Origin of the sequence: Meiothermus sp. (genome assembly GCF_026004115.1) — a bacterium.
GTDB lineage: Bacteria > Deinococcota > Deinococci > Deinococcales > Thermaceae > Meiothermus.
Map to the genome: position 1 here is coordinate 184,316 of NZ_BPIM01000001.1, position 21,283 is coordinate 205,598.

Genomic DNA, 21,283 nt, shown 5'->3' on the forward strand with positions numbered 1-21,283 from the left:
CCTCAGGCTCCCACACCCTTCAGACCGCTAATCTGGGTGCGCATCCCGCCTATCTGCTCGCGCAGCTCCTTGACGATGTGGGCGAAGGCATCTTCGTAGGTAAGCTCGAGTCCCCGCGGACGGGGAAACTCAATCCGGCGGCTGTAGGCAATGCGGCCCGGTCGGGTGCTCATGGTGTAGATGGTATCGGACAGGTAGACCGCCTCACGCAGGTCGTGGGTCACTAGAATCACGGTGGGTTTGCGGTTCATGTAAAGCACCTGCATGGCCTGCCAGAGCTCCTCGCGGGTAAAGGCATCCAGCGCCGAAAAGGGCTCGTCGAGCATCAGGATTTCGGGTTGGTGGATCAGGGCCCGGCACAGGCTGGCCCGCTGCTGCATGCCACCGGACAGTTCCCATACGTGCGCATCCTCGAAGCCCGCGAGCCCCACCGAGGCCATCAACTCGCGGGCGGCTTCGATGTAGGGCCTGGGGTTCTGGCGGTAGCGTTGCTTGTGCTGCGGGGAGACCTCGAGGGGCAGCAGGATGTTTTGCAATATGGTGCGCCAGGGCATCAGGGTGGGGTTCTGGAAGGCCATCCCGATGCCGGAAATGGGCCCCTTCACCACCCGGCCCTGTACCGTGGCGGCGCCGTTGCTGGGGGGCCGAAGCCCCGAAATTACCCGCAAGAGCGTAGACTTCCCACAGCCCGAAGGCCCCACCAGGGCCACAAACTCGCCCTGGGCAATGGAAAGGTTGACCCCCTCCACCGCCAGGTAGCCGTTGTCGTAGCGCAGGCTGACGTTGCTGAGCTCAATAAAAGACATGGTTTTTCCCTGGGCTAAAGTTTAGCCCGGTTGGCCTTGGCGGTCAAAATTCCCTTAGCGGGCCGGCCCGGTCACCCTTCGTTCGGCGATGGGCGGCAGGAAGCGGTCGCTCCAGACCTGTTCGACCTTGAGCGTGGTTGGCAGCTCGAAGGCTTTGGCCACCGCCTGGATGTTGCGCTCCACCCGCTCGCGGCGCACCGAGCCCAGTCCAAAAGCCCGGCTGTCGGCGGTCAGGACGTGGGTGTTTAGGGCCAAGAGCAGCCGTTCGCGCTCGAGGGTCTCGTTGATAAGCCCATCGCGGCGCTTGACCGCGGCTACCCCCTCATCAGGGTTGGCAATGACGTCTTTAAAACCCTTAACCAGCGCCCGCAGGAAGGCCGCAACTGCCTGGGGGTTGGCCTGGGCAAAGTCGCGCCTCACCACCACTGCGTTGCCGTAGAGGTTCTGCGTGTAGTCGCCGTATTTGAAGATGACCATGTCCTCAGGCTTAACCCCCACGTTCCGCAAATTCAGGAAGGAGGTGAAGTAAAAGCCGGTGATGCCGTCGGCCTGGCCGCGGGCCAGGGTGGGCTCGCGCAGCGGTACATCCACATTGATGAAGTTGACCCGGGCCGGGTCTATGCCCACCGCCTCGGCAAATACCGGGAAGAGCCTTCGGCCCGCATCGCCCGCGGGGGCGGCCAGGGTTTTGCCTACCAGGTCGGAGGGTCGGGCAATACCCTTGCTTTTGAGAGAAAACACCGCGGCAGGGGTGGTGTTGTAGACCATGAAGACCGCCAGGAGTTGGTTGGCGGGGTTGCGGGTGTTGAATTCGATGAGGGAGTTGAAGTCGGCAAAGCCCATGTCGTAGTTGTTGGCGGCTATCTTGCTGATGGCGTCGGATGAACCAAAACCCCGGTCAATGTTCACATTCAGGCCCTCGGCGGTGTAGTAGCCCTTGTCCTGGGCCAGCAAGAAGGGTGCGGTAGGGCCCTGAAAGGCAAAGTCGAGGGTGAAGCGCACGTTGGTGCGGGGCTGGGCCAGGCCCAGGCCGGTCAGAAACAAAAGAGCGAAAAGCAGACCTCGAGTCCACATAACAAACCTCCCCGGTGTTGGGCAACACCTGGGCCGAGTATAGGGAAGCCCTCTATAGGGTGTCAACGCCGATGAGGGAAATAAGTCTTGTCTTACCCGACGCTTTGGTCAGAAATAGCCCGTGTTCAGCGTGGCGTTAGATTAAATTCTGCATAATGTCAAAATTTTTTGTTCATCGTGCGAATTTGGTTGACAATAGCCTGCGGAATCGGCGCCAAATCAACCAACTGTGAAACCCACACCAGCCAGCCCAGAAGCGCGTGCACGGGTAGCTTGCTTTTCAGTACGTTTTTAAGCACGTTTATTGCCCAAAATCGCAATGTGTGCCTTATTGAAAGAGGCTGTAGCGTGTGGCCAATTCCTGTTCAGCAGCCCACTCAGCCCACCCGAGACTTCATCGTCTGGAGCGTATCCGAGACGGCTTCTAGGGTTTTGCTGAGCTCAGCTTCTCCGTGGGCTACCGAGAAGAAGGCCGCCTCGAACTGGCTGGGAGGCCAGTAAACACCCCGCTCCAGAAGGCCATGGAAGAAAACTTTGAAACGCTCGGTGTCGGAGACCACGGCCTCGGCGTAGGTTTGCACCGGCCCTTCGCGGAAGAAGAGGGTAATCATGGAACCCACCCGGTTGATGGCCACCGGCACCCCGGCTTCAGCAAAAAGGGCCTGCAAGCCTTGCTCCAGAGCCGCTCCGTAGGCCTCGAGCTGGGTGTAAGGCGGGTTTTGGAAGAGGGTCTTCAGGGTAGCCAGCCCCGCGGCCATGGCCAGCGGGTTCCCGCTCAGGGTGCCGGCCTGATAGACCGGGCCCAAGGGCGCTACTTGCTGCATAATCTCGGCCCGGCCCCCATAGGCCCCCACCGGCAGCCCACCCCCGATAATCTTGCCCCAGCAGATGAGGTCGGGCTGCAAGCCCAGAAGCTCCACCGCGCCCCCCTTGGCCAGGCGGAAGCCGGTCATCACCTCGTCGGCAATAAGCAAGGCCCCGTACTGCCGGGTGAGGCGGTGCAGGGCTTCCAGAAAGGCCCGCGTAGGCACCAGAACCCCTGCGTTGCCTACCACAGGCTCGAAGATGACCGCGGCAACCTGCGCACCGTACTGTTGAAAGAGGCTTTCTAAGCCCTCAGGATCGTTGTAGTCGGCCACCAGGGTGAGTTCGGCGAAAGCCTGGGGTACCCCAGCGCTCGAGGGGGCGCTCCTGGCGGTGCCCCCAGCACCGGTGAGCAGCCCCGAGCCAGCCTGCACCAGCAGGCTATCGGCGTGGCCGTGGTAGTTGCCGCGAAACTTCATAATCAGCTCGCGCCCGGTGTAGCCGCGGGCCAGCCGCAAGGCGCTCATGGTGGCCTCGGTGCCGCTGCTGACAAAGCGCACCAGGTCGGCCATGGGGTAGGCCTCGCGCACCTGCTCGGCCAGCCGCACCTCGCGTTCGGTGGGGGCCCCGTAGCTGAGTCCCTCCAGGAGGGCCTGCGCTATGGCCGCGACCACCGCAGGGTGGCTGTGCCCCAGGATCATGGGCCCCCAGGAGCCCAGGTAGTCGAGAAGCTGGTTGCCATCGGCGTCCCAGAGGTAGGCCCCCTGGGCCCGCGCGATAAAGCGGGGGGTTCCACCCACTGCTTTGAAGGCCCGCACGGGAGAGTTTACCCCGCCGGGAATCACTTGCTGGGCCTGGCTGAAAAGTTCCTCTGAGCGCCGGATCAAATGACTCATGCCCAGACCTTAGCACCCCCGGGCCCGATGGGCAATCCTTCCCCTAGGTTGTAATGGCGGTGCGCTGAGGGGCTTCGTGGGGTGCCCAGGCTGCGGGTTTTCAGCGGTGGTATGCGCCCCCGGATTTCCGGCGTGATTCCTTCCCAACAAGCGATTAAAACCAACGGGTGACAGTTTTGTGACACTTTTCTAAGGGATTTGCTACTGATAATCAGTCTCGTATGCAGCGGCTTGCCCTGATAGGGGTTTCCCAGCGACGGGGGGGCGTCGAGGCGCTGACCCAGTGGAGCCACTGGTGGCAGAGCCAGGCTCCAGGGGTCTTTGAACTGGCCGAAGAGTGGGTGCTTGTGCTCACCTGCAACCGCTGCGAGGTGGTGCTGGCCCTGAAGGAGGGGGTGAGCCTCGAGTTCGCGCGACAGGCCCTGATACCACCGGAGCTTCCGCGGGGCTACGCCTACCTGGGGGAGGCGGCCCTGGAACACCTGGCCCGGGTAGCTGCCTCGCTCGACTCAGTGAACCCAGGTGAAGACCAGATTATGCGACAGGTACGGCAGGCCTTTGAAACTGCCCAGCAAGCCGGTACGGTGGGCCCGCTAACCCGCTTTGCTTTTCAGAGCGCGCTCAAAACTGCCAAGCGGGTACGGCGCGAGATCGCCCTGGCCCCGGCCCAGACCTCGCTGTTTAGCCTGGCCCGGCCCGCCCTGGAAGCCCTTCTGCCCCGTCCGGCTAAAGTAGCGGTGGTGGGCACCGGCGAGATGGGCAGCCTGGCAGCCCGCAGCCTGGCCAGCCTGCCGGGCATTGAGCTCTGGCTGGTCAACCGAACCCCCGAAAAGGCCCGCCTGCTGGCCGAGGCGCTGGGCGCTCGGTTTATGTCGTTGCGCGATTTTCAGGCGCACCCCCCCCTCCTGGATGCCCTGGTGGCGGCTACGCCGGTGGCGGGGCTTTTGGATGCCGGTTTTTTTCAGGGGCAGCCCAGGCTCAAGGCGGCGGTGGACCTCGGTATGCCCCGAAACATCGTCCCGGAGGCTGCCAGAGGTGTGGTGCTCTTTGACCTCAACCTTTTAGAACGGCTGGGTGAGGAGCGTCGTACCCGCCTGCGGGCCGACCTGGCCCGGGCCGAGATGATTGTGGCCGAGGAGCTGGAGCAAGCAGTGGCGGACTGGCTCGAGCGCACCATAGCCCCCGCCATTACCCAGATGCGCGAGGCCTACCGCCGTACCCTTGCCGAGTGGGTGGGGGCGCAGGTAGCGCCCGAACTCATCGAGCAGTTGGCCCACCGTTTCGCGCACTTCCCAGTCAAGGGTCTGCGCGGGCTGGCCCGCAAGCACGGCCCTGAGGCGGCAGAACATTTTTTGCAGGAGGCGGGCCTTTGGGAGGTGGGGCATGGTTAGCGTGCGCATTGCCACCCGGGGCAGCCGCCTGGCCTTGTGGCAGGCGGGTTGGGTAAAAGAGCAGCTCGAGCGCCAGGGCGCCCGGGTGGAGCTGGTGGTGGTGGAAACCCAGGGCGACCGCGTGGATCTGCCTTTTGCCCAGATGCAAGGACAAGGTTTCTTCACCAAAGCCATACAGGACGCGGTGTTGCGCGGCGAGGCCGATCTGGCGGTACACTCTTACAAAGACCTGCCGAGCGCCCGTCCGGAAGGGCTGGAAGTGGCCGCCATACCCCCGCGCGAAGATCCCCTCGAGGTTCTGCTCGTCCGCCCGGAAGCCCTGGACGAGCAGGCCAATAAGCTTCCCCTCCGCGCAGGGGCCCTGGTAGGTACCAGTGCCGTGCGCCGCCAGGCGCAGATTCAGGGGCTAAGGCCCGACCTGAGCATCCGGGAGTTGCGCGGCAATGTGCCGACCCGGGTCGAGAAGCTAAAGCGGGGCGAGTACGAGGCCATCCTGCTGGCCCACGCTGGCCTCAAGCGGCTGGGCCTGGATCTGAGCGGACTGTACGCAAAGGTATTGCCGCCCACCCTGGTGGTGCCGGCCCCGGCCCAGGGAGCCCTGGCGCTGGAGTGCCGCTTGGACGACCTTCGCCTCAAAGCCCTGTTGCAATCCCTGGACGATCCCCAGGCCCGCCGCACGGTGTCGGCTGAGCGAGGGCTCATGCAAAAGCTGGCCGGCGGCTGTCAGCTAGCGCTGGGGGCCTGGGCCCAGGAAACCCAGGGGGGTTTGGCGCTTACCGCCTGGTATGGGGGGCAGCTTTACCGGGCCCTCTCCACCACGCCCGAGGCGGTAGCGGAAATGGTTTTTCGGCAAATTCGCACAGAGAACCCGGAGGTGGTATGCGAATCGCCCTGACCCAGTCCGAAGGCCGCTTGGTGGGCCTGCAAGAACGCCTGGAGGCGATGGGCCTCGAGGTGCTGCGAATACCTCTGGTGCAGACCCAAACCCTGCAAGCCTCACTGTCGCCCCTTAGCGAGTGCCGCTGGTGGCTTTTTACCAGTGTGGCGGCGGTGCAGGCGGTGCTTGCGCTGGGGGGAAGCCTGAAGGGCCGCAGACTGGGGGCGGTGGGTGAGGCCACCCGGCAGGCCCTGGGGGACGCTGGAGGCAGGGTCGAGGTGGTCGCGCCCGAAGAGACTGCCGAAAGCCTGGCCGAAGCCTTTCTGGCCCTGAAGCCTTTTGGTTTTGTAGGTCTGCCTCAGGGCAACCGGGCCCGACCGGTGCTGGCCCGGCGTCTGCGCAATGCCGGGTATGAGGTGCGCAGCGTGGTGGTTTACCAGACCCAAACCCGGCCCTGGCCTGCCGGTCTTGCGGCCCCCGATCTGGTGCTCCTGACCAGCCCGTCGGGGGTCGAGGCATTGCCTGAAGAAGTGGGCCTCAACGCCCATCTGCTGGCCCTGGGCCCGACCACGGCTGCGGCCCTAAGCGAGCGGGGCTTTGCCTACACACGCGTGCCCAGGCCCCACGTGGAGGCTATTTTGCAAACCATCGAGCATATTCGAGGTGAAACATGCCCAAGCTGAAAAACCCTGAATCCTTGGCCCTCGAGGCTCCCCTGGAGCTTGCCCTGCGCCCCCGACGGCTGCGCTCCGGCGCTGCGCTGCGCGAAAGTGTGGCCGAGACCTACCTGCGTCCCGACCACTTCATTGCCCCGTTTTTCCTGATGCCCGGGCAGGGGCAAGAGCCTATTGCTGCCCTACCGGGGGTGTACCGCTATGGCGTCGAAGCGTTTTTGAACGCAGCCGAAGACGCTTTGAAGCTCGGGGTGCGCTCCTTGCTTTTGTTTGGTGTCCTTGCGGAAGAAGCTAAAGACCCCCTGGGACGAAGCAGCGCCGACCCCCTGGGCCCGGTGCCCCGGGCCATCCGGGAAGTCCGCCGGGCCTTTGGTAACGAGGTGGTGGTTTATACCGACGTCTGCCTGTGCGCCCACACTTCCCACGGCCACTGTGGGCTGCTCAAGGAAACCCCCAGGGGCCTCGTGATCGACAACGACCGCTCGCTGCCCCAGCTAGCGGCCATGGCCCTTACCCACGCCGAGGCAGGGACCGATTTTGTGGCCCCCTCGGATATGATGGATGGACGGGTGGGTTATCTGCGCCGCACCCTCGACCAGGCCGGCTTTACCGAGGTGGGCATCCTTTCCTACGCCGTCAAGTATGCCAGTGCCTTTTATGGCCCGTTCCGCGAAGCGGCCAAGAGCGCGCCTAGCTTTGGCGACCGAGCCAGTTATCAGATGGACCCCCGCAATGCCCGCGAGGCCCTGCGGGAAGCCGCCCTCGATGAGGCCGAAGGGGCCGATATGCTCATGGTAAAACCTGCCCTGGCCTATCTGGACATCCTGGCCCGCCTGCGGCCTCAAACCCAGTTGCCGCTGGTGGCCTACAACGTGAGCGGCGAGTATGCCATGCTCAAAGCGGCGGCCCGTGCAGGTGCGCTGGACGAGGCCCGGGCGGTGCGCGAGACCCTTCTGGCCATCAGGCGGGCTGGAGCCGACCTGATTATCAGCTACCATGCCCAGGAGGCCCTGGCCCAGGGCTGGATCTAAAGGAGGAGGGTTTGGCACTACGGTTGAATAAAAGGCGTTGGCCCGGCGGCTGGGTCTGGCTGGCCTTTGGGCTGGTGGTGGGCTTTTTGCTGGCCCAGGTGGCCTGGTGGCTTATCTTTCAGCGCAACTACATCCAGCAAAACATCGAATACGCCGAAACCGCCTGGCTCCAGGAAGCGGCCCTGGTGCAGCAGCTTTGGGCCGCCACCGCTTCCGAAAAGCGCGAAGCCCTCAAGCAGGAGCTCAGACAGGTATTTCCCCACCTCGAGGTCGAGGGGGAGCGGGTTTATGTCAACCCCGAGCGGCTTCAGGCTTACCGCAGCGAGCAGATGCGCTACTTGCGCATGTTCTCCTACGAGGGGCCGTTTTTCCTGGCCGTCATGCTCCTAGGGCTCTACATCATTGGCCGCAGCCTGCGCAGGGAGCAAGAGTTCAAACGCCGCCAGCAAAACTTCCTGATGGCCGCCTCACACGAATTCCGCACCCCCATCAGCACCCTTCGCCTGCTGGCCCAGACCCTGCAAATGCGCGAGCTTTCGCGCGAAAAACAGCTCAGCTATCTGACCCACATGACCCACGAGATTGACCGCCTCGAAGACCTCTCGGAGCGCCTATTGGCGACCTCGAGGCTGGTACAGGGTTTGGGCCAGATAAAGCCCGAGCGGCACGACCTGAACCAGGTTGCAGGTCGGTGCCTGGCCCGCCAGCAAAGTACCCTGATGGCCCGGGGTGCTACCCTGCACCTGGAGCTTGCTCCGTTACCCCTTCCGGTAAACCTGGATCCCGAGGCCTTTAGCCTGGTGCTATCCAACCTGCTGGACAATGCCGTGAAGTACAGTCCGCAGCCACAAAAGCTGGTCTGGGTGCGCCTGCGCCGCGAGGGCGAGCAAGCCGTGCTCGAGGTCGAAGACCGCGGGGTGGGGCTTTCGAAGGGCGATCTACAACAAATTTTTGAGCCCTTTTATCGCGTGGGCGACGAACAGACCCGGCGCACCCGTGGTCTGGGATTAGGGCTTTACCTGGTCAAAAACATCACCGAGCTGATGGGCGGCCGGGTCTGGGCCGAGGCTTTGCCCCAGGGCAGCCGCTTTGGGCTTAGCTTTCCCCTGGCCGAAGCCCACAGCCCCGTCCCCGAGAGGAGGCCCGCATGAAGCCCAGGGTGCTGCTGGTGGAGGACGAACCCGCCTTGGCCGCTGCCCTGGCCGACAACCTCGAGGGGGAGGGTTATGCGGTGGAAATTGCCCCCGATGGCCACACGGCCCTCCGGCGCTGGCCGGACTGGAACCCCGATCTGGTGGTGCTCGACGTGATGCTACCTGGCCTCGATGGCCTTCGGATCTGCCGGCAAATGCGGGCCCTCGGCCACACCACCCCGGTGCTCTTCCTCTCGGCCAAAGGGGCTCCCGAAGAGCGGGTGGAGGGTCTGCAGGTAGGGGGCGACGACTACCTGGCCAAGCCTTTCCACCTTCCCGAGTTTCTTTTGCGGGTCAAAAACCTGCTGCGCCGCCGGGCCGAAGCCCCCGTTGCAGAGTATGCCTTTGCCGGGCACCGGGTGGATTTTCGGGGCTGGACGGCTTACCTGAGGGATGGCCGCAAGGAAGCCCTGGGCGAACGCGAGATGGCCATTCTGCGCCTGCTGATTGAGCGGGCTGGCCAGGTGGTGAGCCGCGATGAAATTCTCGACCGGGTTTGGGGCCAGGAAGTCTTCCCCAGCAGCCGCACCATTGACAACTTTGTGGTGCGCCTGCGCCGTTTGTTCGAGCCCGACCCGGCCCATCCGGTGCACTTTCATACCGTCTGGGGCGTGGGCTACCGCTTCACCCCCACCCCCGAACCCAGGGCCGAGGCCAACCCCACCAAGGAGCAAGCGTGAACTCCCTGAATCAAACTTCGTTGTTCCTGCGAGCGGCCTGGGGTGAGGATACCCCCCAGGCCCCCATCTGGCTGATGCGTCAGGCCGGGCGCTACCTACCCGAGTATCGCGCCATTAAGGCCCGGGCTGGCTTTTGGGAGATGGTGCGCACACCTGAACTGGCCGCCGAGGTCACCCTGCAACCTTTGCGCCGCTTCCCGCTGGACGCGGCCATTCTCTTCAGCGACATCATGACCCCGCTACCGGCCATGGGGGTGCACATTGACTTTAGCCCCGGGCCGGTGGTAGCCGAGCCCCTGCGCACCCAAGCCCAGATAGAAGCCCTCCGGCTCCCAGAAGCCCAGGAGATTGCCCCCTACGTGGCCCAGGCAATCCGCCTGGTGCGGCGCGAACTGACCGGTAAACCGGTAGCCCTCATCGGCTTTGGCGGGGCCCCTTTGACCCTGGCAACCTACCTGGTACAGGGCGGCGGCTCCAAGGATTACGAGGACTTCAGGGCCTTTCTACGCCAGGAACCCACCCTGGCCCACCGTTTGCTCGAGCGCCTGACCGAGCTTTCCATCCGCTATCTGCGCATGCAAGTGGAAGCGGGGGCCCAGGCCATCCAGCTTTTCGACTCCTGGGCAGGCCTGCACGACCTCGAGGCCTACCTCACCTTTGGTCTGCCCTATAACCAGGCTGTTCTATCTGCGCTGGCAGACCTAAGCGTGCCGCGCATCTACCTGGCCGTTGGGGCGGCTCACCTCTACCCTGCGCTGGCCCAGCTATCCTGCGAAGCCGTCAGCGTGGATTGGCGCATGAGCTTGGCCCAGGTGCGTCCTTTTTTTCCTGCCCACACCCTGCAAGGTAACCTCGACCCCGCTATTTTGCTGGCCCCACCTGCGGTTATTACCCAGGAAGCCCATAAGGTGCTGCGGGCCGGGCGGGGGGGGCCCCACATCTTCAACCTGGGCCATGGGGTTATCCGAACCACGCCCCCGGAACACGTATCCCATCTGGTGGAGGTGGTTCAACAGTTCAACCGACACACCGAGGAGCCTGCATGAACGAGAAAGAAGCCCGTGAATACAAGGAAAAAGAAACCCGGCGCATGGTAGACCTGGATCCGGCGGGGCTCATCAGCCGCAAGGCCCCCGACCAGGCCAAGCGGCAGTTCATGAACTACGCCTTTTACAAGCTGGACCCCGCCTTCCGCCGCCAGAGCCCCGAGTTCGTGGAAGCTGCCAAAGCCGAGTTTGCCGAGGTTTGCGAGCGCTGGGCCAATCGGGGTGAGGGCTTTATCCTGCGCTCTTACAGTCTGGTAGGTACCCGGGCCGATGTAGACTTTATGCTCTGGCGCATCAGCTTCCAGGTGCCCGATTTCCAGGCTATGCAGCGCGATCTCAACCGCACCGCCCTGGCCGGCTACCTGAGCCAGCCCTACTCCTTTCTCTCCATGCAAAAGCGCTCCATCTACGTGGACCGCTTCAACCCGGAGGGCGAAGGCGTGCACCTTTTGCCCGGGCAAGGGCAGTATCTGTTTGTGTACCCTTTTGTCAAAACCAGAGCCTGGTATGACCTATCGCCGCAGGCCCGCCAGGGCATGATGGACGAGCACATTTTCGTCTCGGCTCCCTTTACCGGCGTGACCCTCAACACCTCGTACTCTTACGGTATCGACGACCAGGAGTTTGTGGTGGCCTTCGACTCCAACTACCCCCAGGAGTTTGTAGATCTGGTGCAGCGCCTGCGCTTTACCGAGGCCAGCCTCTACACCCTGCGCGACACCCCCATGTTTACCTGCATCAAGAAAGGCATCCGCGAGGTGCTGGAAGACCTGGCCTGAAAAGGCTATGGCTATTTTTTGATCTACCAGAGGTTTCAGCATGAACGTACTCCTGATGGCCTACGGCACCCCTTACCGACCGGAAGAAATCGAACCTTACTACACAGACATAAGGCGCGGGCGCCCACCCAGCCCAGAGCTACTGGCCGAACTGGCCGAGCGCTATGACCTGATTGGGCGTAGCCCCCTCAGCGAGATTACCTACGCCCAGGCGGTGCGCCTCGAGGCCGCGCTGAACGCTACCCTTCCTTTGTATTCAAAGCCCTTTCAAAGCTCCCCTGGGCCCCGGGTCCAGGGCCCCGCACGGGTTTACCTGGGTACCAAGCACTGGCACCCGTTCATCGCCGAAGCCGTGCAGGCTATGGCCCAGGATGGAGTTCGGCAGGCCGTAGGCATTGTGGCCGCACCGCACTTTTCTTCGCGTAGCATCGCTGAGTACCGCGAGAAGGTCGAGCACGCCCTGGCCGAGCTGGGGCATCCCTTTACCTTTAGCCTGGTCGAAGCCTACCCCGACCATCCGGGCTATATTCAGGCCGTATCCGGGCGGGTCAGCGAGCAGATCTGGCGTTTGCGCGAGCCGGGGCGGGCTCTTTTCCTCTTCACCGCCCACTCGATTCCGGAAAAATCGGCCCAGGATGGCATCTATCAAGCCCAGGTGCGCACCACCGCCGAACGGGTGGCCGAGTCGCTGGGACTAGCCCACTGGGACGTCGCCTGGCAGTCGGCGGGTCGTACCCCCGAGCCCTGGATTGGCCCTGACATCAACGAGCGCCTCGAGGCCGCCGCAGCCCAGGGCTATGGCGAGGTGGTGGTAACGGCCGTGGGCTTTCCTTCAGATCACCTCGAGGTCTTCTACGACCTCGACTACGAAGCCCAAAACACCGCAACCCGCCTGGGCTTGCGTCTCTTGCGTACCAGAAGCCTCAACGCCGATCCCGACTACATCGAGGTGCTGCGGGATCTGGTGCTTGCTGCCTGGGCCCGGCTTCCCCAGGCGCAGGTGGTTTGATGCGGCTGGCAATTGTAGGCGGTGGGGCTGCGGGCCTGTCGGCGGCCTATTATGCGCGGCAGGCCGCCCCCGACCTCGAGATTACCCTGCTCGAGGCCGATACCCGCCTGGGCGGCAAGATTACTACCGTGCTAGAAGGCGGCTTTGTGCTGGAGGGAGGCCCCGATGCGGTGGTGCGCTACAAGCCCTGGGCCCTAGCGCTGATGCAAGACCTGGGCCTGGAAGCCGACCTGGTCAGTACCCTTCCGGCCCGCCCTTCGGCCCTGATCCACAATGGACGCGAGGCCCTACCGATTCCCCCTGGATTGCAGATGGTGGTACCGGGCGACCTGGGCGCCTTGGCCCGCAGCCCCCTTCTGAGCCCCTTCGGCAAGGCACGAGCTGCTTTGGACTTGCTCATACCTAAAGGCCCCTCGCACGACGAAGCATTTGGTCGCTTCATCAAACGCAGGCTGGGGCGGCAGGTTTGGGAACGCCTGGTGGCCCCTTTGTCGGGGGGCATCTACGGCGGCGATCCGGCCGAGCTTTCTACCCTGGCCGCTTTCCCGCAGCTCAAGGCGCTAGAGCAAGAGCATGGCAGCCTCATCCGAGGCGCCATGGCCCAGCGCAAAAAGCGCGGTACCCGCGAAGCCGGACAACTCTTTGCCTCGCTCAAAAGCGGTCTGGGCGGCCTGGTTGAGGCCCTGCAGGCCCGCCTGGAGGGGGTGCACATTCGCCTGGGGGCCAGCGTAACCGGCCTCGAGCGCGCCCACACCTGGCGCATTCACACGCCCGAAGGCACGCTTGAGGCCGAGGCCCTGGTGCTCACCACCCCAGCAGGGGTCACGGGAAGCCTGCTCGAGACCCTGCACCCCGAAGCAGCCGCCGCACTGCGGCAAATCCCTTACGGCGAATCGGCGACCGTTAGTCTGGCTTTCGATAAAAAGCAAATTCCCCCCAGGGTCGGCCACGGGCTCCTGATGGCCGCGAACCAAGGTTTTGCGGCCCGCGGGTTTACCTGGACCGACCAGAAGTGGTCGGGCCGCGCCCCTGAAGGGCTGGCCCTGGTACGGGCCTACTTTTCTGGCATCAGCGTCCCGGAACCCGAGCTCATCCGGCTGGCCCTGCAAGACCTGCACAGGCTGTGGGGAAAAGCGCCCCATCCGCTGCACACCTGGGTTTTTCGTTGGCCAGAGGGCCTGCCGCGCTATACGCTGGGACATCAGGCCCGGGTCGAGAGGGCCCTGCGAGCCGAAGAACTGCCCGGCCTCTTCCTGGCGGGTGCAGCCTACTACGGGGTCGGACTGCCGGAGGTGATCCGCATGGGCCAGTCTGCCGCACATAAAGCTGTTGGTTTTTTGCAAGGAATTAGTCGGGTGCAGGTGCCCATCTAGCCGCCCAATCATGATTCTGGTCGGCCCCGAGTGCACAAGAGGGCATAATCCCGCGTAAGACCAGTACAGGGCTGGCCTTGCCTTGCCTGCGGCACATTTTGTAGGTGCTTGTTCGCAGGGGCTGAAGCTAATTCCGCCCGTATCTCGCGCCGGACTTTGGCAAGTGTTGAATATGTGCTCGTGAAGCCGTGCATTGCTCGCCTACACGGCACTAAAGGCCCATTCGGTGATCCAGGCAAATGGGGGTTTGTGCATGAACATTTGTAATCCAGATGGCGCGCCCGGGAGGACTCGAACCCCCGACCTACCGCTTAGAAGGCCGCTTTGTGCATTATCTGCCCAAAGCCCCTATTTAGATTTTGCTGTGCCGGTGCGAGATTTTGCCGCCATCTGTTATGCCTGCTCTTGAGCCGTTTGGTCTGTTTTTTGCCCGTGTAGGTGTAATAAGGCGTCAAGGCCAAGAGCAGCCTGACGCCGCTCTTCCTCTTGCAGGTGCTGATAAATCCGCAGCGTAAGCGTGGGATCCTTTGTGGCGTAGACGATCCGCAACTTGTTTGGGGCTCAGGACAGCCTGCAACGCCAGCGAAGTATACGTGTGCCGGAGCCCGTGCAAGCCGATCCGGGGCAGTCCTGCGTTATCGATCAGCCCACGAAAAGTCCGCTTGACGTTTCGGTAGGAAAGCGGGGTACCGGCCTCTGACGGGAAGATCAAGCCGTGTTCCTTCCACCGCCGGGCGGTGGTGCGTTCCTCGTGCTAGTAGCCCTGGTGCTGCTGTAACAACTCTTGCGTCGCGGGGTCCAGGTAAATAGGAGCGCTCGAGCCCAGCGTTTTGGTAGGCCCCAGGGTGCCATCCTTGGTGAGCGTATGACGAATGTATAGCCGCTCGCCCTGCCAGTCTTCCCAGCACAAGACCATGGCCTCCCCTATGCGGATGCCGGTGGTGAGCATCAAATAAAACATCGGGTACAACCGGTGCGACCGGGCGACCTCGAGGAATGCCGCCGTCTGCTCCCGGTTCCAGGCTCGAGCGGGCCGCACCACTCCCCCCGCCGGGGGGTCCACTGCCTCGATGGGGTTGGCCTCGAGCAGCCCTAGCCGCACTGCATCCCGTAGGGCCGCGCGGAGGAATTGGTACAAGTGGCGACGGCTCGAGGGCGACAACTCCGCCAGTTCGGCAAAGCGGGCCCCGATAGCCAGAGGCGATAGCCGGGTCAGGGGGGTATTTGCCAAAGGCGACAGCATCCGTTGATAGTCCCGATATTTGTTTTGGGTTGACATCCGCAACCCCTTGGATCGGATGCGCTCATCAGCCCACCGCTCGAGCCATTCCCCCAGCCGCAACCGGCTAAGCTGGATTACGCCATAGCCCGCTTTGGGCAGCAGCCGGGCTAGCCGCTCGGCTACTTCCCGCCGGGTACGCCCGTACACCCAGCGCTTTTGCTGCTTTCCATCCGGGCCATAGCCCACCGTGACAAAGGCCGCCCAACGCCCGTCCTTGCGCTGGAAGATGGAGCCTTCGCCTTTGCCGCGTCGGGGCATGCTATCTCCTGGGGTGATATGCTGGATTCATGACGGTGGTGCTGCCGCGTGGGCTGGAAAAGAAAATCTCCGACTTGCAAAAGATTAAGGACAAGGGGTGGGATAAGGAGATCGAGAAAGCCATTGATGCCATCTTGGCGGAAGACCTGCTGCTTAGCCCAAACCCCAAGCAAAAACTGACCGAAGCGCAAGCCATAAAAGAAGCCAGTAAAGCGGTAAAGCAGTATCGAGCAAGAACAAAACGAGGAAAGTCTGTGTGAAGTTGGTGCTTGTCAAATGCTCCATATCTCGTCAAATGCTCCATATCTCGACGCTACGTTCACGCTACGTTCAGCACGCAATTTCTGGGCCTACGGGCCCGACTAATGATCAACCCCGGCACCCTCAAACTCCGAATAGGGGGGCTGCTGCAATCCAAGCTGGGAGGAGAGAGTGCACGCGGCATTGTCCGCACGCTCAGCACGAAGAGCCGGAGCCGGTTGCTCGAGCTGACCCGCGAGCTGGAAGCTGCCGATATCTACCCCAAACTGATGATTACGCTTACCTACCCCCGCGACTGGGAAGGGGCTATATCGCCCGAACACGCCGAGGCCCTGTGGCAATTCCGCCGCGCCTGGGGCCTCATGAACGCTCATCGCTACCGGCCCAAGGGCCCGGGCTGGGCTGAGCGCTGGGCCGAGCTGCGGCCGAGGTGCGAGCGCGGCTTAGGCGACTGCGCGAGGTGGGGCCGGACGGCAAAAAAGTAAAAGCGCACCTCGAGGCGTTTCGCAAGCGCTTTGAGCGTCGCTTTGGCACATCTTGGGGGCTGGTCTGGAAGCTCGAGTTTCAGCGCCGGGGTGCGCCCCACATCCACCTTTTTTTGTGGAACTGCCAGGACATTGACCCCGCCGAGCTGCGGGCCTGGATAGGGCGGGCCTGGGCGGAGGTGGTGGCGGGATCCGACTTGAACGCATACTTCGACCCGCAAACGCTGGCCCTCTACGATGCCTACCGCGAGAAGGGCGGGCGGGAATTTGCCGAAGCCATGCTCGAGGGAATGGGGCTGAGTGCCGGCGTCTGGAACCACATTAGGGCTGGTACCGGGGTAGAGGTGATCCGGGAAAAACATTGGGGCTACCTTGCCAAGGAAATACAGGGCGGGATGAAGGCATATCAGCACGCCGTACCCCGCCGCTATCGCAACGTGGGGCGCTGGTGGGGGTACTGGCGATACAAGCGTGCGGGCTGGGTTCAACTGCTTTTTGACCTCGCCAGCGCGTCCATGGGCGAGGTCAAAGAGGCCATTGTAAAGCCCGTAGAGGCCGCACTGAAAACGCTTCCCAAAGCGTGTAAAGACTTCAAGGAGCGGGCCAAGGCCATGCTGACTAGATTCTTGAAAACCGGCTCTCTGGTCGCCCGAAAAGTTGACCCCGACGGCATAGTCACCGAGGGGGCCTATGGCTACCTCACCGTCTGGGGCAAGCGCGCCGTCAATGCTGCACTGGAGGCCTTGTAATGCAACTCTGCCGTATCGATCTAAAGTACCGGCACCCGACCGCTTCAACGCCTTACGCGCCGCCCGGATAATAGGCAAACGCAAAGGCATCCGGTTATACGTCTATCGCTGCCCACACTGCCAGGACTGGCACCTGACCCATCGCTCACCCAGCGAGTTTGCTACCCTGAAACAGATACACTATGGATAAAAACCTCAACCCCCTTCGTTTGATCATTGCCCTGGGCCTGATCGTCTATCTTGGCTGGCTCTTGCTGAAACCCTCGCCCAGTGAAGCGCTGGTAGTGCAGGAAACCACCCCGACGAGCTCGTCGGCAAAAACTGCGCTACCCACGGCCATACCAACCCCTGAGGCAGCCCCAGCGCTCCCTTGCCCAGGCAACATCGAACAGGTGACGCTAAGCAACTACGAGATCCGGCTAAAAATCTCTGGCTCGGCTGAACGCATCCTGGTCTACACCGACCAGGGCAACGTGACTGCCTCAACCCTCGAGGCCGGCTCTGCCGGTGAGTACCGCGTGCGCACGCCGGGGCCGGCTACCGCCGTACAGCTCGACAACTGCGAACCGCTGAACCTGAGGTAAGTATGGACATCAAAAAAGGCTACATCGGACGATCCGCATTTAGGTTGTTTACCCGAAAATCCAACCCCATCACACCCACCACTGCGCAGCAAACCCAACTCATGACCGTGCTACTGGCAGACCGCCGCAGCGCTGAAAGCATCATGCGCTATGCCCAGGGCGATCTGCGAAACCTGAACGGAGTGGAGATAAAAGAACTGGCCGCCCTACCCGGGGTGGGGGAAGCCGCAGCCGCAAAGGTGATTGCCCTGTTTGCCTTGCTCAACCAGCTTCTTACGCCGCGTCAGAATACGCCGTCTGCCTCAGACGGCTAAACCAGCCTTGCATATCAGATTGCCTACATCGAAGCTGTAGGCATGGCTTTTACCCGTGTGCCAATAAGCAAAAATCAGCAGCTTGGGCCGGGTTTGTACGAAGCCGTGCTGGCTATCAGCGGTGACATCAGCCGCGCGACACGAACCGACCTGCAAAGGGTGCTGTCAGCCAAGTTTGGCCAGGCCGTGGAAGTGGTGGACTGGGGAAGGTCTGGCGGGAATTATGTTTTACAGTTTCGAGTCAGGCAAACCCAGGCCCAGGTACAAACCGATGACCTTTATCAACCAGCGGCCTTTTTTGTGCCGGTCATCATTACGGTAGCAGCTATTGCAGGGGCCATTTATCTGGCATACAGACTCACCATTGAGATCAAATCCGCCTTTGCGCTGGTGTCGCAGCCTGCCCGCGATACCGCCGTGAGCGGTGCCGGTGTCGGGATGGCGGGGCTAGGGGTGGGAGCAGTCCTGTTTGGGCTGTATCTGCTTGCAAAAAGAGGGTGAGCCATGAAACTCCAACTGCCCGAAACCCTGCTTACCCAGACGGTGGAAACCCCCAGCGGTACGGCTGAGGGTATACCGCTGAAGCCAGACCAGCTCGACCCCGTCCTGACCGAAGCGGTAGAGTCCCAGCCCGAGCAGCCCGAAAAACAAAAACAGCCAGAACAGCCAACCACAAAAAAATCTTTTGCACAAGAACCACAAAATGCAAAAGAGGAAAAAGCCAAAAAACACTCTGGCAAAGGCAAATCCCTGCCCCTGGTAGGGATCGCCCTGGCCGCCCTGGCCGCCGTCATAGCAGTAGCCAGCCAAGGAACAAACTATGGAAGCAACCAACCCCCTCGAGCCGAACAACCCCATGCCCCCCAGCCCGCCGGTGGAAACCGAGGCATCATCTGGGAGTGAGGGATTTACCCCGCTGGAAGAAACGCCCAGCGAGACGCCCTTTGAGGAAATCCCGAGTTCACCTGAGGCAATTATTCCTTTTACGGGCGAGGAAATCGTCAACGGCACCGCCATGATGCTGGCCCTCGGGCTGCGCTTCCAGACCCCGGAGGAGGTGCAGGCCTTTACCACCACCTACCGAGCCGGAGTGGTCCCGATGCTGCCCCCGGCTGCCGTGCTGGATGCGCTCAAGGTGGGCGAGGCGCTGGCCGAGTACGGCATCGGCAAAAACCGTATGCCCGGCATGGGCAATCTGGCCGATTTACCGCCCTGGCTGCGGCTGGTGGTGGGCGGGCTGGTATTGGCAATGAGCGCCTATGGAGGAATCAATGCCGCCAAAGCTGCCCGGGTGGGCATGGCTGATACTGCTGGGGATTCTGCTGCTGCTACTAACTAGGAGCAGACGGGGGGGCCTGATGTTGCCGTGCCCACAAACAGACATACCCAGAAGCGGACGCTACTTCTGGCCGATGAACCCCATGAAGGCCCGACCCGATGTAACGTTCATGGATCCCAACTACCCGGCTGACTGGGGAATCCATACCGGGGTAGACCTCAACCACCCGGACGGCGGCGATTCCGACCTGGGCCAGCCCATACACGCGATAACCGATGGGCGCGTAGAGGCGGTGCTGAAAAACATCGGGCCATCCTGGGGCAACATTGTGGTTTTGTGGCACCCGGGGCCGGGGGTCTGGACACGCTATGCGCACCTGGAAAAAGTGCTGGTGCAGCGCTGCCAGGTGGTGAGTGCGGGGCAGGTCATCGGCACCGTGGGCAAGGGGTTTGGTAACCGCTGGCAGGCACACCTGCATCTGGACGTTTTGAAAAAGAGGCCCGAGCGCTGGGATGACTGGCCTGGGCAGGACAGGGCCCGGCTCCTTGAACACTACCTCGACCCCTGGGCCTTCCTGCAAAAGCAGGCCCAGGCAGGCCGGATCAGCAAGCCGCAATACTGGATAGGAAGGTATGCAAACATCGCCTGATTTACCGCTGTTTGAGCTGGCCGTATTGGCCGGAGGCCTCTACCTGGGCCTGGGCCGTATCAAGAACCTGCGGGCGGGGCAGGGCTGCCCCAAATGCGAGACCGTGCAGGCAATAGTAGCCTTTGGCCTGGCTGCGTGGGCGGGGTGGGAGCTTTGGCAAAGCTACCAGGCGTGATAAGCTGGGAGTATGAAACGTGCGGGTAAATCCAACAAAGAAAAGACACCGGGCTGGCCCGACGACTTCCCGGTTATCGAACCCACCAAGAAAGGAAAACCCGCCCTTCCTAAACCGTTCAAACTCAAACCCGGTAAAAAGACTTCCCTCGACTATGTCCGCGAGCAACGGAGATAGACTGATTGTTTTTGATACCGGAGCGCTAATCCAACTTCACAGCCAGGAACACTTCAGCACACTTTCAAAACAGGTTTACAACCAAGCAAGCCAAATTGGAATGTGCTATTTGGTGTTACCGGAAATCGCTGGTGCGACAGGCGCAATGATGCGGGCAAAACGCCTTTCAAAACGACAAAGAAGCCAAATACAAAACTTTTTAATCGCAAATCTTCAATATTGACTACTTTTGCCCGTTTCCCAGCGGGTGTGTGATATGGCTTTTGACCTATGCCAAAAGCACTCATTAAAAGGAGCCGATGCCATACATCTGGCTGCGGTAAAAATTCTTTTGTCATTCAGACCGCAATTGACCTTTTTTACTCTGGATAAAACCCTGTACCAGGCCGCCCAAAAAGAAAAAATCCCCGTGGTGACCATTCCGGAGTTCGAGCGTGGCCGGTAGACAGACCTTTCGAATGCTGATTGTGGGCAAGTCGGGCTCGGGAAAGTCCACCCTGGCCCGGCAGATTATCCGGCGTATGCAGGGGCGCTACCGCCACCTGGTCATCGTCAACCGCAAACGCGAGTTTGCCGAGCTGTGCGAAGGGCGCTACACGGTGGGGGAGGACGGCGACCCCCAGCCTGCCCTAAAGCGCCACCGCCGGGTGATTTTCCAGGTGACAGGCTACGACCCCAGGCCCTTCCTGGACAATCTGGGCCAGGCGATCATGCGAATGCAGGATGTGCTGCTGGTGCTCGACGAGGCCCACCACTTCTTTCCCAGGGGGCAGACCCCTAAAAGGGTAAAACCAAAAGAGAAAAGGGAAAAACGTGTTAAACTTATTAGCGGGCGCACAGAACTTAAACGTTAATGACCTGCTGGATGCCCTGGCTGAATTGCGAGCTAGCGCGTCTAAGATTAGCTGCATCGAGGAGCGGCTCGAGGCCATTCAGCGCATATTGGCGTATGAGCACGGAATGCCCTCAAAGGGTTTGCCAGCAGATTATCGGCAAAACCTTCCCTTGATCGTGCAAATCAAAAGTGGTGGTCGTGTAGATTTGGCTAGTGCGCTAGGTAAGCCAGCAACGCGAGGGCATATTTGGAACATGAATGATCCAGTAGATGTCTATTTTGAGAATCAAGGAAAGCGAGTTGGGCCCTACAGCCTACGCGGTGGCGACAAATTAGAAATTAGTTTTGCTATCGAGGCCCTGGAATTGGAATTTTTGCCACCGGAATACTATCTGGATACTCCGAACCCATTGGTGCAAATTTTGGCCCATTAATCTATGACATTGGCACGAATCGTAACTAGCCCGTGGATATGGTTGGGGTTGATTGCGGCTACCGCATATCAGCGAAGTCAAAGCACCTCGAGCCTGAACCCAAACGCCAAACCACCGGCAACGCCTGCTACGGGGGCAGGATGTGGGTATCCTGCGCCCGGACTGCCG

At 61.8% G+C, this 21,283-nt stretch carries 29 protein-coding genes; 23 read left to right on the forward strand and 6 right to left on the reverse strand.

The window, feature by feature from the left end; all coding sequences use genetic code 11:
• Positions 1-2 precede the first annotated feature (2 nt).
• The 3 genes from Q0X23_RS00840 to hemL all read right to left on the reverse strand — a co-directional run bounded on the left by Q0X23_RS00840 (position 3) and on the right by hemL (position 3,580).
• Complete coding sequence (locus Q0X23_RS00840) at positions 3-806, reverse strand: ABC transporter ATP-binding protein (RefSeq protein WP_297858533.1); 804 nt, start codon at positions 804-806, stop codon at positions 3-5.
• Between the two features lie 54 nt (positions 807-860).
• Positions 861-1,880, reverse strand: a complete 1,020-nt coding sequence (locus tag Q0X23_RS00845) for an ABC transporter substrate-binding protein (RefSeq protein WP_297858534.1) — start codon at positions 1,878-1,880, stop codon at positions 861-863.
• A 377-nt stretch (positions 1,881-2,257) separates the two neighbouring features.
• Positions 2,258-3,580 carry a glutamate-1-semialdehyde 2,1-aminomutase gene (gene hemL / locus Q0X23_RS00850; RefSeq protein WP_297858535.1) on the reverse strand — a complete coding sequence of 441 codons (1,323 nt, stop codon included), beginning with the start codon at positions 3,578-3,580 and terminating at the stop codon, positions 2,258-2,260.
• Between the two features lie 221 nt (positions 3,581-3,801).
• Here hemL and Q0X23_RS00855 point away from each other — a divergent pair, with 221 nt between their 5' ends.
• Genes Q0X23_RS00855 through hemG form a run of 10 tightly spaced genes read left to right on the forward strand, consistent with a single transcriptional unit; the run spans position 3,802 to position 13,633 of the window.
• Positions 3,802-4,971, forward strand: a complete 1,170-nt coding sequence (locus Q0X23_RS00855; protein ID WP_297858536.1) for a glutamyl-tRNA reductase — start codon at positions 3,802-3,804, stop codon at positions 4,969-4,971.
• Complete coding sequence (gene hemC, locus Q0X23_RS00860) at positions 4,964-5,866, forward strand: hydroxymethylbilane synthase (protein WP_297858537.1); 903 nt, start codon at positions 4,964-4,966, stop codon at positions 5,864-5,866. Before Q0X23_RS00855 ends, hemC begins: the two co-directional genes overlap by 8 nt.
• Positions 5,851-6,531: a uroporphyrinogen-III synthase gene (locus Q0X23_RS00865; RefSeq protein ID WP_297858538.1), complete on the forward strand. Its 681-nt coding sequence runs from the start codon at positions 5,851-5,853 to the stop codon at positions 6,529-6,531. The genes hemC and Q0X23_RS00865 overlap by 16 nt, the downstream gene beginning before the upstream one ends.
• Positions 6,519-7,553 (forward strand): porphobilinogen synthase, encoded by a 1,035-nt coding sequence (gene hemB, locus Q0X23_RS00870; protein ID WP_297858539.1) that lies wholly within the window; start codon positions 6,519-6,521, stop codon positions 7,551-7,553. The genes Q0X23_RS00865 and hemB overlap by 13 nt, the downstream gene beginning before the upstream one ends.
• Before the next feature lie 23 nt (positions 7,554-7,576).
• Positions 7,577-8,704 (forward strand): sensor histidine kinase KdpD, encoded by a 1,128-nt coding sequence (locus Q0X23_RS00875; protein ID WP_297858540.1) that lies wholly within the window; start codon positions 7,577-7,579, stop codon positions 8,702-8,704.
• Positions 8,701-9,426 carry a response regulator transcription factor gene (locus Q0X23_RS00880; RefSeq protein ID WP_297858541.1) on the forward strand — a complete coding sequence of 242 codons (726 nt, stop codon included), beginning with the start codon at positions 8,701-8,703 and terminating at the stop codon, positions 9,424-9,426. Before Q0X23_RS00875 ends, Q0X23_RS00880 begins: the two co-directional genes overlap by 4 nt.
• A complete protein-coding gene (gene hemE, locus Q0X23_RS00885) occupies positions 9,423-10,472 on the forward strand; it encodes a uroporphyrinogen decarboxylase (protein WP_297858542.1) in 1,050 nt (349 codons plus the stop codon). Before Q0X23_RS00880 ends, hemE begins: the two co-directional genes overlap by 4 nt.
• On the forward strand, positions 10,469-11,251 hold the full coding sequence (locus Q0X23_RS00890; protein ID WP_297858543.1) for a chlorite dismutase family protein: 783 nt from the start codon (positions 10,469-10,471) through the stop codon (positions 11,249-11,251). The genes hemE and Q0X23_RS00890 overlap by 4 nt, the downstream gene beginning before the upstream one ends.
• A gap of 40 nt (positions 11,252-11,291) precedes the next feature.
• On the forward strand, positions 11,292-12,260 hold the full coding sequence (gene hemH / locus Q0X23_RS00895; protein ID WP_297858544.1) for a ferrochelatase: 969 nt from the start codon (positions 11,292-11,294) through the stop codon (positions 12,258-12,260).
• A complete protein-coding gene (hemG, locus tag Q0X23_RS00900) occupies positions 12,257-13,633 on the forward strand; it encodes a protoporphyrinogen oxidase (protein WP_297858545.1) in 1,377 nt (458 codons plus the stop codon). Before hemH ends, hemG begins: the two co-directional genes overlap by 4 nt.
• Before the next feature lie 451 nt (positions 13,634-14,084).
• Here the strand turns inward: hemG and Q0X23_RS00905 are convergent, their stop codons facing one another.
• Together Q0X23_RS00905 and Q0X23_RS00910 are read right to left on the reverse strand one after the other, a co-directional pair.
• Positions 14,085-14,345 carry a tyrosine-type recombinase/integrase gene (locus Q0X23_RS00905; protein WP_297858546.1) on the reverse strand — a complete coding sequence of 87 codons (261 nt, stop codon included), beginning with the start codon at positions 14,343-14,345 and terminating at the stop codon, positions 14,085-14,087.
• Positions 14,346-14,387: 42 nt separating this feature from the next.
• Positions 14,388-15,173: a site-specific integrase gene (locus tag Q0X23_RS00910; protein WP_297858547.1), complete on the reverse strand. Its 786-nt coding sequence runs from the start codon at positions 15,171-15,173 to the stop codon at positions 14,388-14,390.
• 29 nt (positions 15,174-15,202) lie between these two features.
• Between Q0X23_RS00910 and Q0X23_RS00915 the strand changes: the two genes are divergently transcribed.
• The 11 genes from Q0X23_RS00915 (at position 15,203) to Q0X23_RS00965 (ending at position 19,846) form a co-directional block, all read left to right on the forward strand.
• On the forward strand, positions 15,203-15,433 hold the full coding sequence (locus Q0X23_RS00915) for a hypothetical protein (protein WP_297858548.1): 231 nt from the start codon (positions 15,203-15,205) through the stop codon (positions 15,431-15,433).
• Positions 15,434-15,538: 105 nt separating this feature from the next.
• Positions 15,539-15,919: a hypothetical protein gene (locus Q0X23_RS00920; RefSeq protein ID WP_297858549.1), complete on the forward strand. Its 381-nt coding sequence runs from the start codon at positions 15,539-15,541 to the stop codon at positions 15,917-15,919.
• The gene (locus tag Q0X23_RS00925) at positions 15,865-16,668 is read left to right on the forward strand and encodes a hypothetical protein (RefSeq protein ID WP_297858550.1); all 804 of its coding nucleotides are present in this window, start codon (positions 15,865-15,867) and stop codon (positions 16,666-16,668) included. Before Q0X23_RS00920 ends, Q0X23_RS00925 begins: the two co-directional genes overlap by 55 nt.
• Positions 16,669-16,850: 182 nt before the next feature.
• Complete coding sequence (locus Q0X23_RS00930) at positions 16,851-17,252, forward strand: hypothetical protein (RefSeq protein ID WP_297858551.1); 402 nt, start codon at positions 16,851-16,853, stop codon at positions 17,250-17,252.
• Positions 17,253-17,254: 2 nt separating this feature from the next.
• Positions 17,255-17,566 carry a hypothetical protein gene (locus Q0X23_RS00935; RefSeq protein WP_297858552.1) on the forward strand — a complete coding sequence of 104 codons (312 nt, stop codon included), beginning with the start codon at positions 17,255-17,257 and terminating at the stop codon, positions 17,564-17,566.
• A gap of 42 nt (positions 17,567-17,608) precedes the next feature.
• Positions 17,609-18,067 (forward strand): hypothetical protein, encoded by a 459-nt coding sequence (locus Q0X23_RS00940; protein ID WP_297858553.1) that lies wholly within the window; start codon positions 17,609-17,611, stop codon positions 18,065-18,067.
• Between the two features lie 3 nt (positions 18,068-18,070).
• Positions 18,071-18,469, forward strand: coding sequence for a hypothetical protein (locus Q0X23_RS00945; protein WP_297858554.1), 399 nt, complete (start codon positions 18,071-18,073; stop codon positions 18,467-18,469).
• On the forward strand, positions 18,387-18,905 hold the full coding sequence (locus Q0X23_RS00950) for a hypothetical protein (protein ID WP_297858555.1): 519 nt from the start codon (positions 18,387-18,389) through the stop codon (positions 18,903-18,905). The genes Q0X23_RS00945 and Q0X23_RS00950 overlap by 83 nt, the downstream gene beginning before the upstream one ends.
• Positions 18,906-18,978: 73 nt before the next feature.
• Positions 18,979-19,494, forward strand: a complete 516-nt coding sequence (locus Q0X23_RS00955) for a M23 family metallopeptidase (RefSeq protein WP_297858556.1) — start codon at positions 18,979-18,981, stop codon at positions 19,492-19,494.
• Entirely contained in the window at positions 19,478-19,669 is a 192-nt protein-coding gene (locus Q0X23_RS00960) for a hypothetical protein (RefSeq protein ID WP_297858557.1), read from the forward strand. Before Q0X23_RS00955 ends, Q0X23_RS00960 begins: the two co-directional genes overlap by 17 nt.
• 12 nt (positions 19,670-19,681) lie before the next feature.
• A complete protein-coding gene (locus Q0X23_RS00965; protein ID WP_297858558.1) occupies positions 19,682-19,846 on the forward strand; it encodes a hypothetical protein in 165 nt (54 codons plus the stop codon).
• 53 nt (positions 19,847-19,899) lie between these two features.
• Here Q0X23_RS00965 and Q0X23_RS00970 read toward each other — a convergent pair whose 3' ends face one another.
• Positions 19,900-20,184, reverse strand: coding sequence for a hypothetical protein (locus tag Q0X23_RS00970; protein WP_297858559.1), 285 nt, complete (start codon positions 20,182-20,184; stop codon positions 19,900-19,902).
• Positions 20,185-20,280: 96 nt separating this feature from the next.
• On the opposite strand from Q0X23_RS00970, the gene Q0X23_RS00975 reads away from it, so the two are divergent.
• Both Q0X23_RS00975 and Q0X23_RS00980 read left to right on the forward strand, forming a co-directional pair.
• Positions 20,281-20,700, forward strand: a complete 420-nt coding sequence (locus tag Q0X23_RS00975; RefSeq protein WP_297858560.1) for a DEAD/DEAH box helicase family protein — start codon at positions 20,281-20,283, stop codon at positions 20,698-20,700.
• On the forward strand, positions 20,660-21,115 hold the full coding sequence (locus Q0X23_RS00980) for a hypothetical protein (RefSeq protein WP_297858561.1): 456 nt from the start codon (positions 20,660-20,662) through the stop codon (positions 21,113-21,115). The genes Q0X23_RS00975 and Q0X23_RS00980 overlap by 41 nt, the downstream gene beginning before the upstream one ends.
• Positions 21,116-21,283: the final 168 nt, after the last annotated feature.

Bases quoted from the DNA above. Each gene is read 5' to 3' on its own strand.
- Q0X23_RS00840 (WP_297858533.1), bottom strand. From the start codon at position 806: ATGTCTTTTATTGAGCTCAGCAACGTCAGCCTGCGCTACGACAACGGC.
- Q0X23_RS00945 (WP_297858554.1), top strand. From the start codon at position 18,071: ATGAAACTCCAACTGCCCGAAACCCTGCTTACCCAGACGGTGGAAACC.
- Q0X23_RS00930 (WP_297858551.1), top strand. From the start codon at position 16,851: ATGGATAAAAACCTCAACCCCCTTCGTTTGATCATTGCCCTGGGCCTG.
- Q0X23_RS00855 (WP_297858536.1), top strand. From the start codon at position 3,802: ATGCAGCGGCTTGCCCTGATAGGGGTTTCCCAGCGACGGGGGGGCGTC.
- Q0X23_RS00935 (WP_297858552.1), top strand. From the start codon at position 17,255: ATGGACATCAAAAAAGGCTACATCGGACGATCCGCATTTAGGTTGTTT.
- Q0X23_RS00955 (WP_297858556.1), top strand. From the start codon at position 18,979: ATGAACCCCATGAAGGCCCGACCCGATGTAACGTTCATGGATCCCAAC.
- Q0X23_RS00845 (WP_297858534.1), bottom strand. From the start codon at position 1,880: ATGTGGACTCGAGGTCTGCTTTTCGCTCTTTTGTTTCTGACCGGCCTG.
- Q0X23_RS00965 (WP_297858558.1), top strand. From the start codon at position 19,682: ATGAAACGTGCGGGTAAATCCAACAAAGAAAAGACACCGGGCTGGCCC.
- Q0X23_RS00880 (WP_297858541.1), top strand. From the start codon at position 8,701: ATGAAGCCCAGGGTGCTGCTGGTGGAGGACGAACCCGCCTTGGCCGCT.
- Q0X23_RS00865 (WP_297858538.1), top strand. From the start codon at position 5,851: ATGCGAATCGCCCTGACCCAGTCCGAAGGCCGCTTGGTGGGCCTGCAA.
- hemB (WP_297858539.1), top strand. From the start codon at position 6,519: ATGCCCAAGCTGAAAAACCCTGAATCCTTGGCCCTCGAGGCTCCCCTG.
- hemH (WP_297858544.1), top strand. From the start codon at position 11,292: ATGAACGTACTCCTGATGGCCTACGGCACCCCTTACCGACCGGAAGAA.
- Q0X23_RS00950 (WP_297858555.1), top strand. From the start codon at position 18,387: ATGGAAGCAACCAACCCCCTCGAGCCGAACAACCCCATGCCCCCCAGC.
- hemL (WP_297858535.1), bottom strand. From the start codon at position 3,580: ATGAGTCATTTGATCCGGCGCTCAGAGGAACTTTTCAGCCAGGCCCAG.
- Q0X23_RS00890 (WP_297858543.1), top strand. From the start codon at position 10,469: ATGAACGAGAAAGAAGCCCGTGAATACAAGGAAAAAGAAACCCGGCGC.
- Q0X23_RS00970 (WP_297858559.1), bottom strand. From the start codon at position 20,184: ATGACAAAAGAATTTTTACCGCAGCCAGATGTATGGCATCGGCTCCTT.
- Q0X23_RS00940 (WP_297858553.1), top strand. From the start codon at position 17,609: ATGGCTTTTACCCGTGTGCCAATAAGCAAAAATCAGCAGCTTGGGCCG.
- hemC (WP_297858537.1), top strand. From the start codon at position 4,964: ATGGTTAGCGTGCGCATTGCCACCCGGGGCAGCCGCCTGGCCTTGTGG.
- Q0X23_RS00920 (WP_297858549.1), top strand. From the start codon at position 15,539: ATGATCAACCCCGGCACCCTCAAACTCCGAATAGGGGGGCTGCTGCAA.
- Q0X23_RS00915 (WP_297858548.1), top strand. From the start codon at position 15,203: ATGACGGTGGTGCTGCCGCGTGGGCTGGAAAAGAAAATCTCCGACTTG.
- Q0X23_RS00910 (WP_297858547.1), bottom strand. From the start codon at position 15,173: ATGCCCCGACGCGGCAAAGGCGAAGGCTCCATCTTCCAGCGCAAGGAC.
- Q0X23_RS00960 (WP_297858557.1), top strand. From the start codon at position 19,478: ATGCAAACATCGCCTGATTTACCGCTGTTTGAGCTGGCCGTATTGGCC.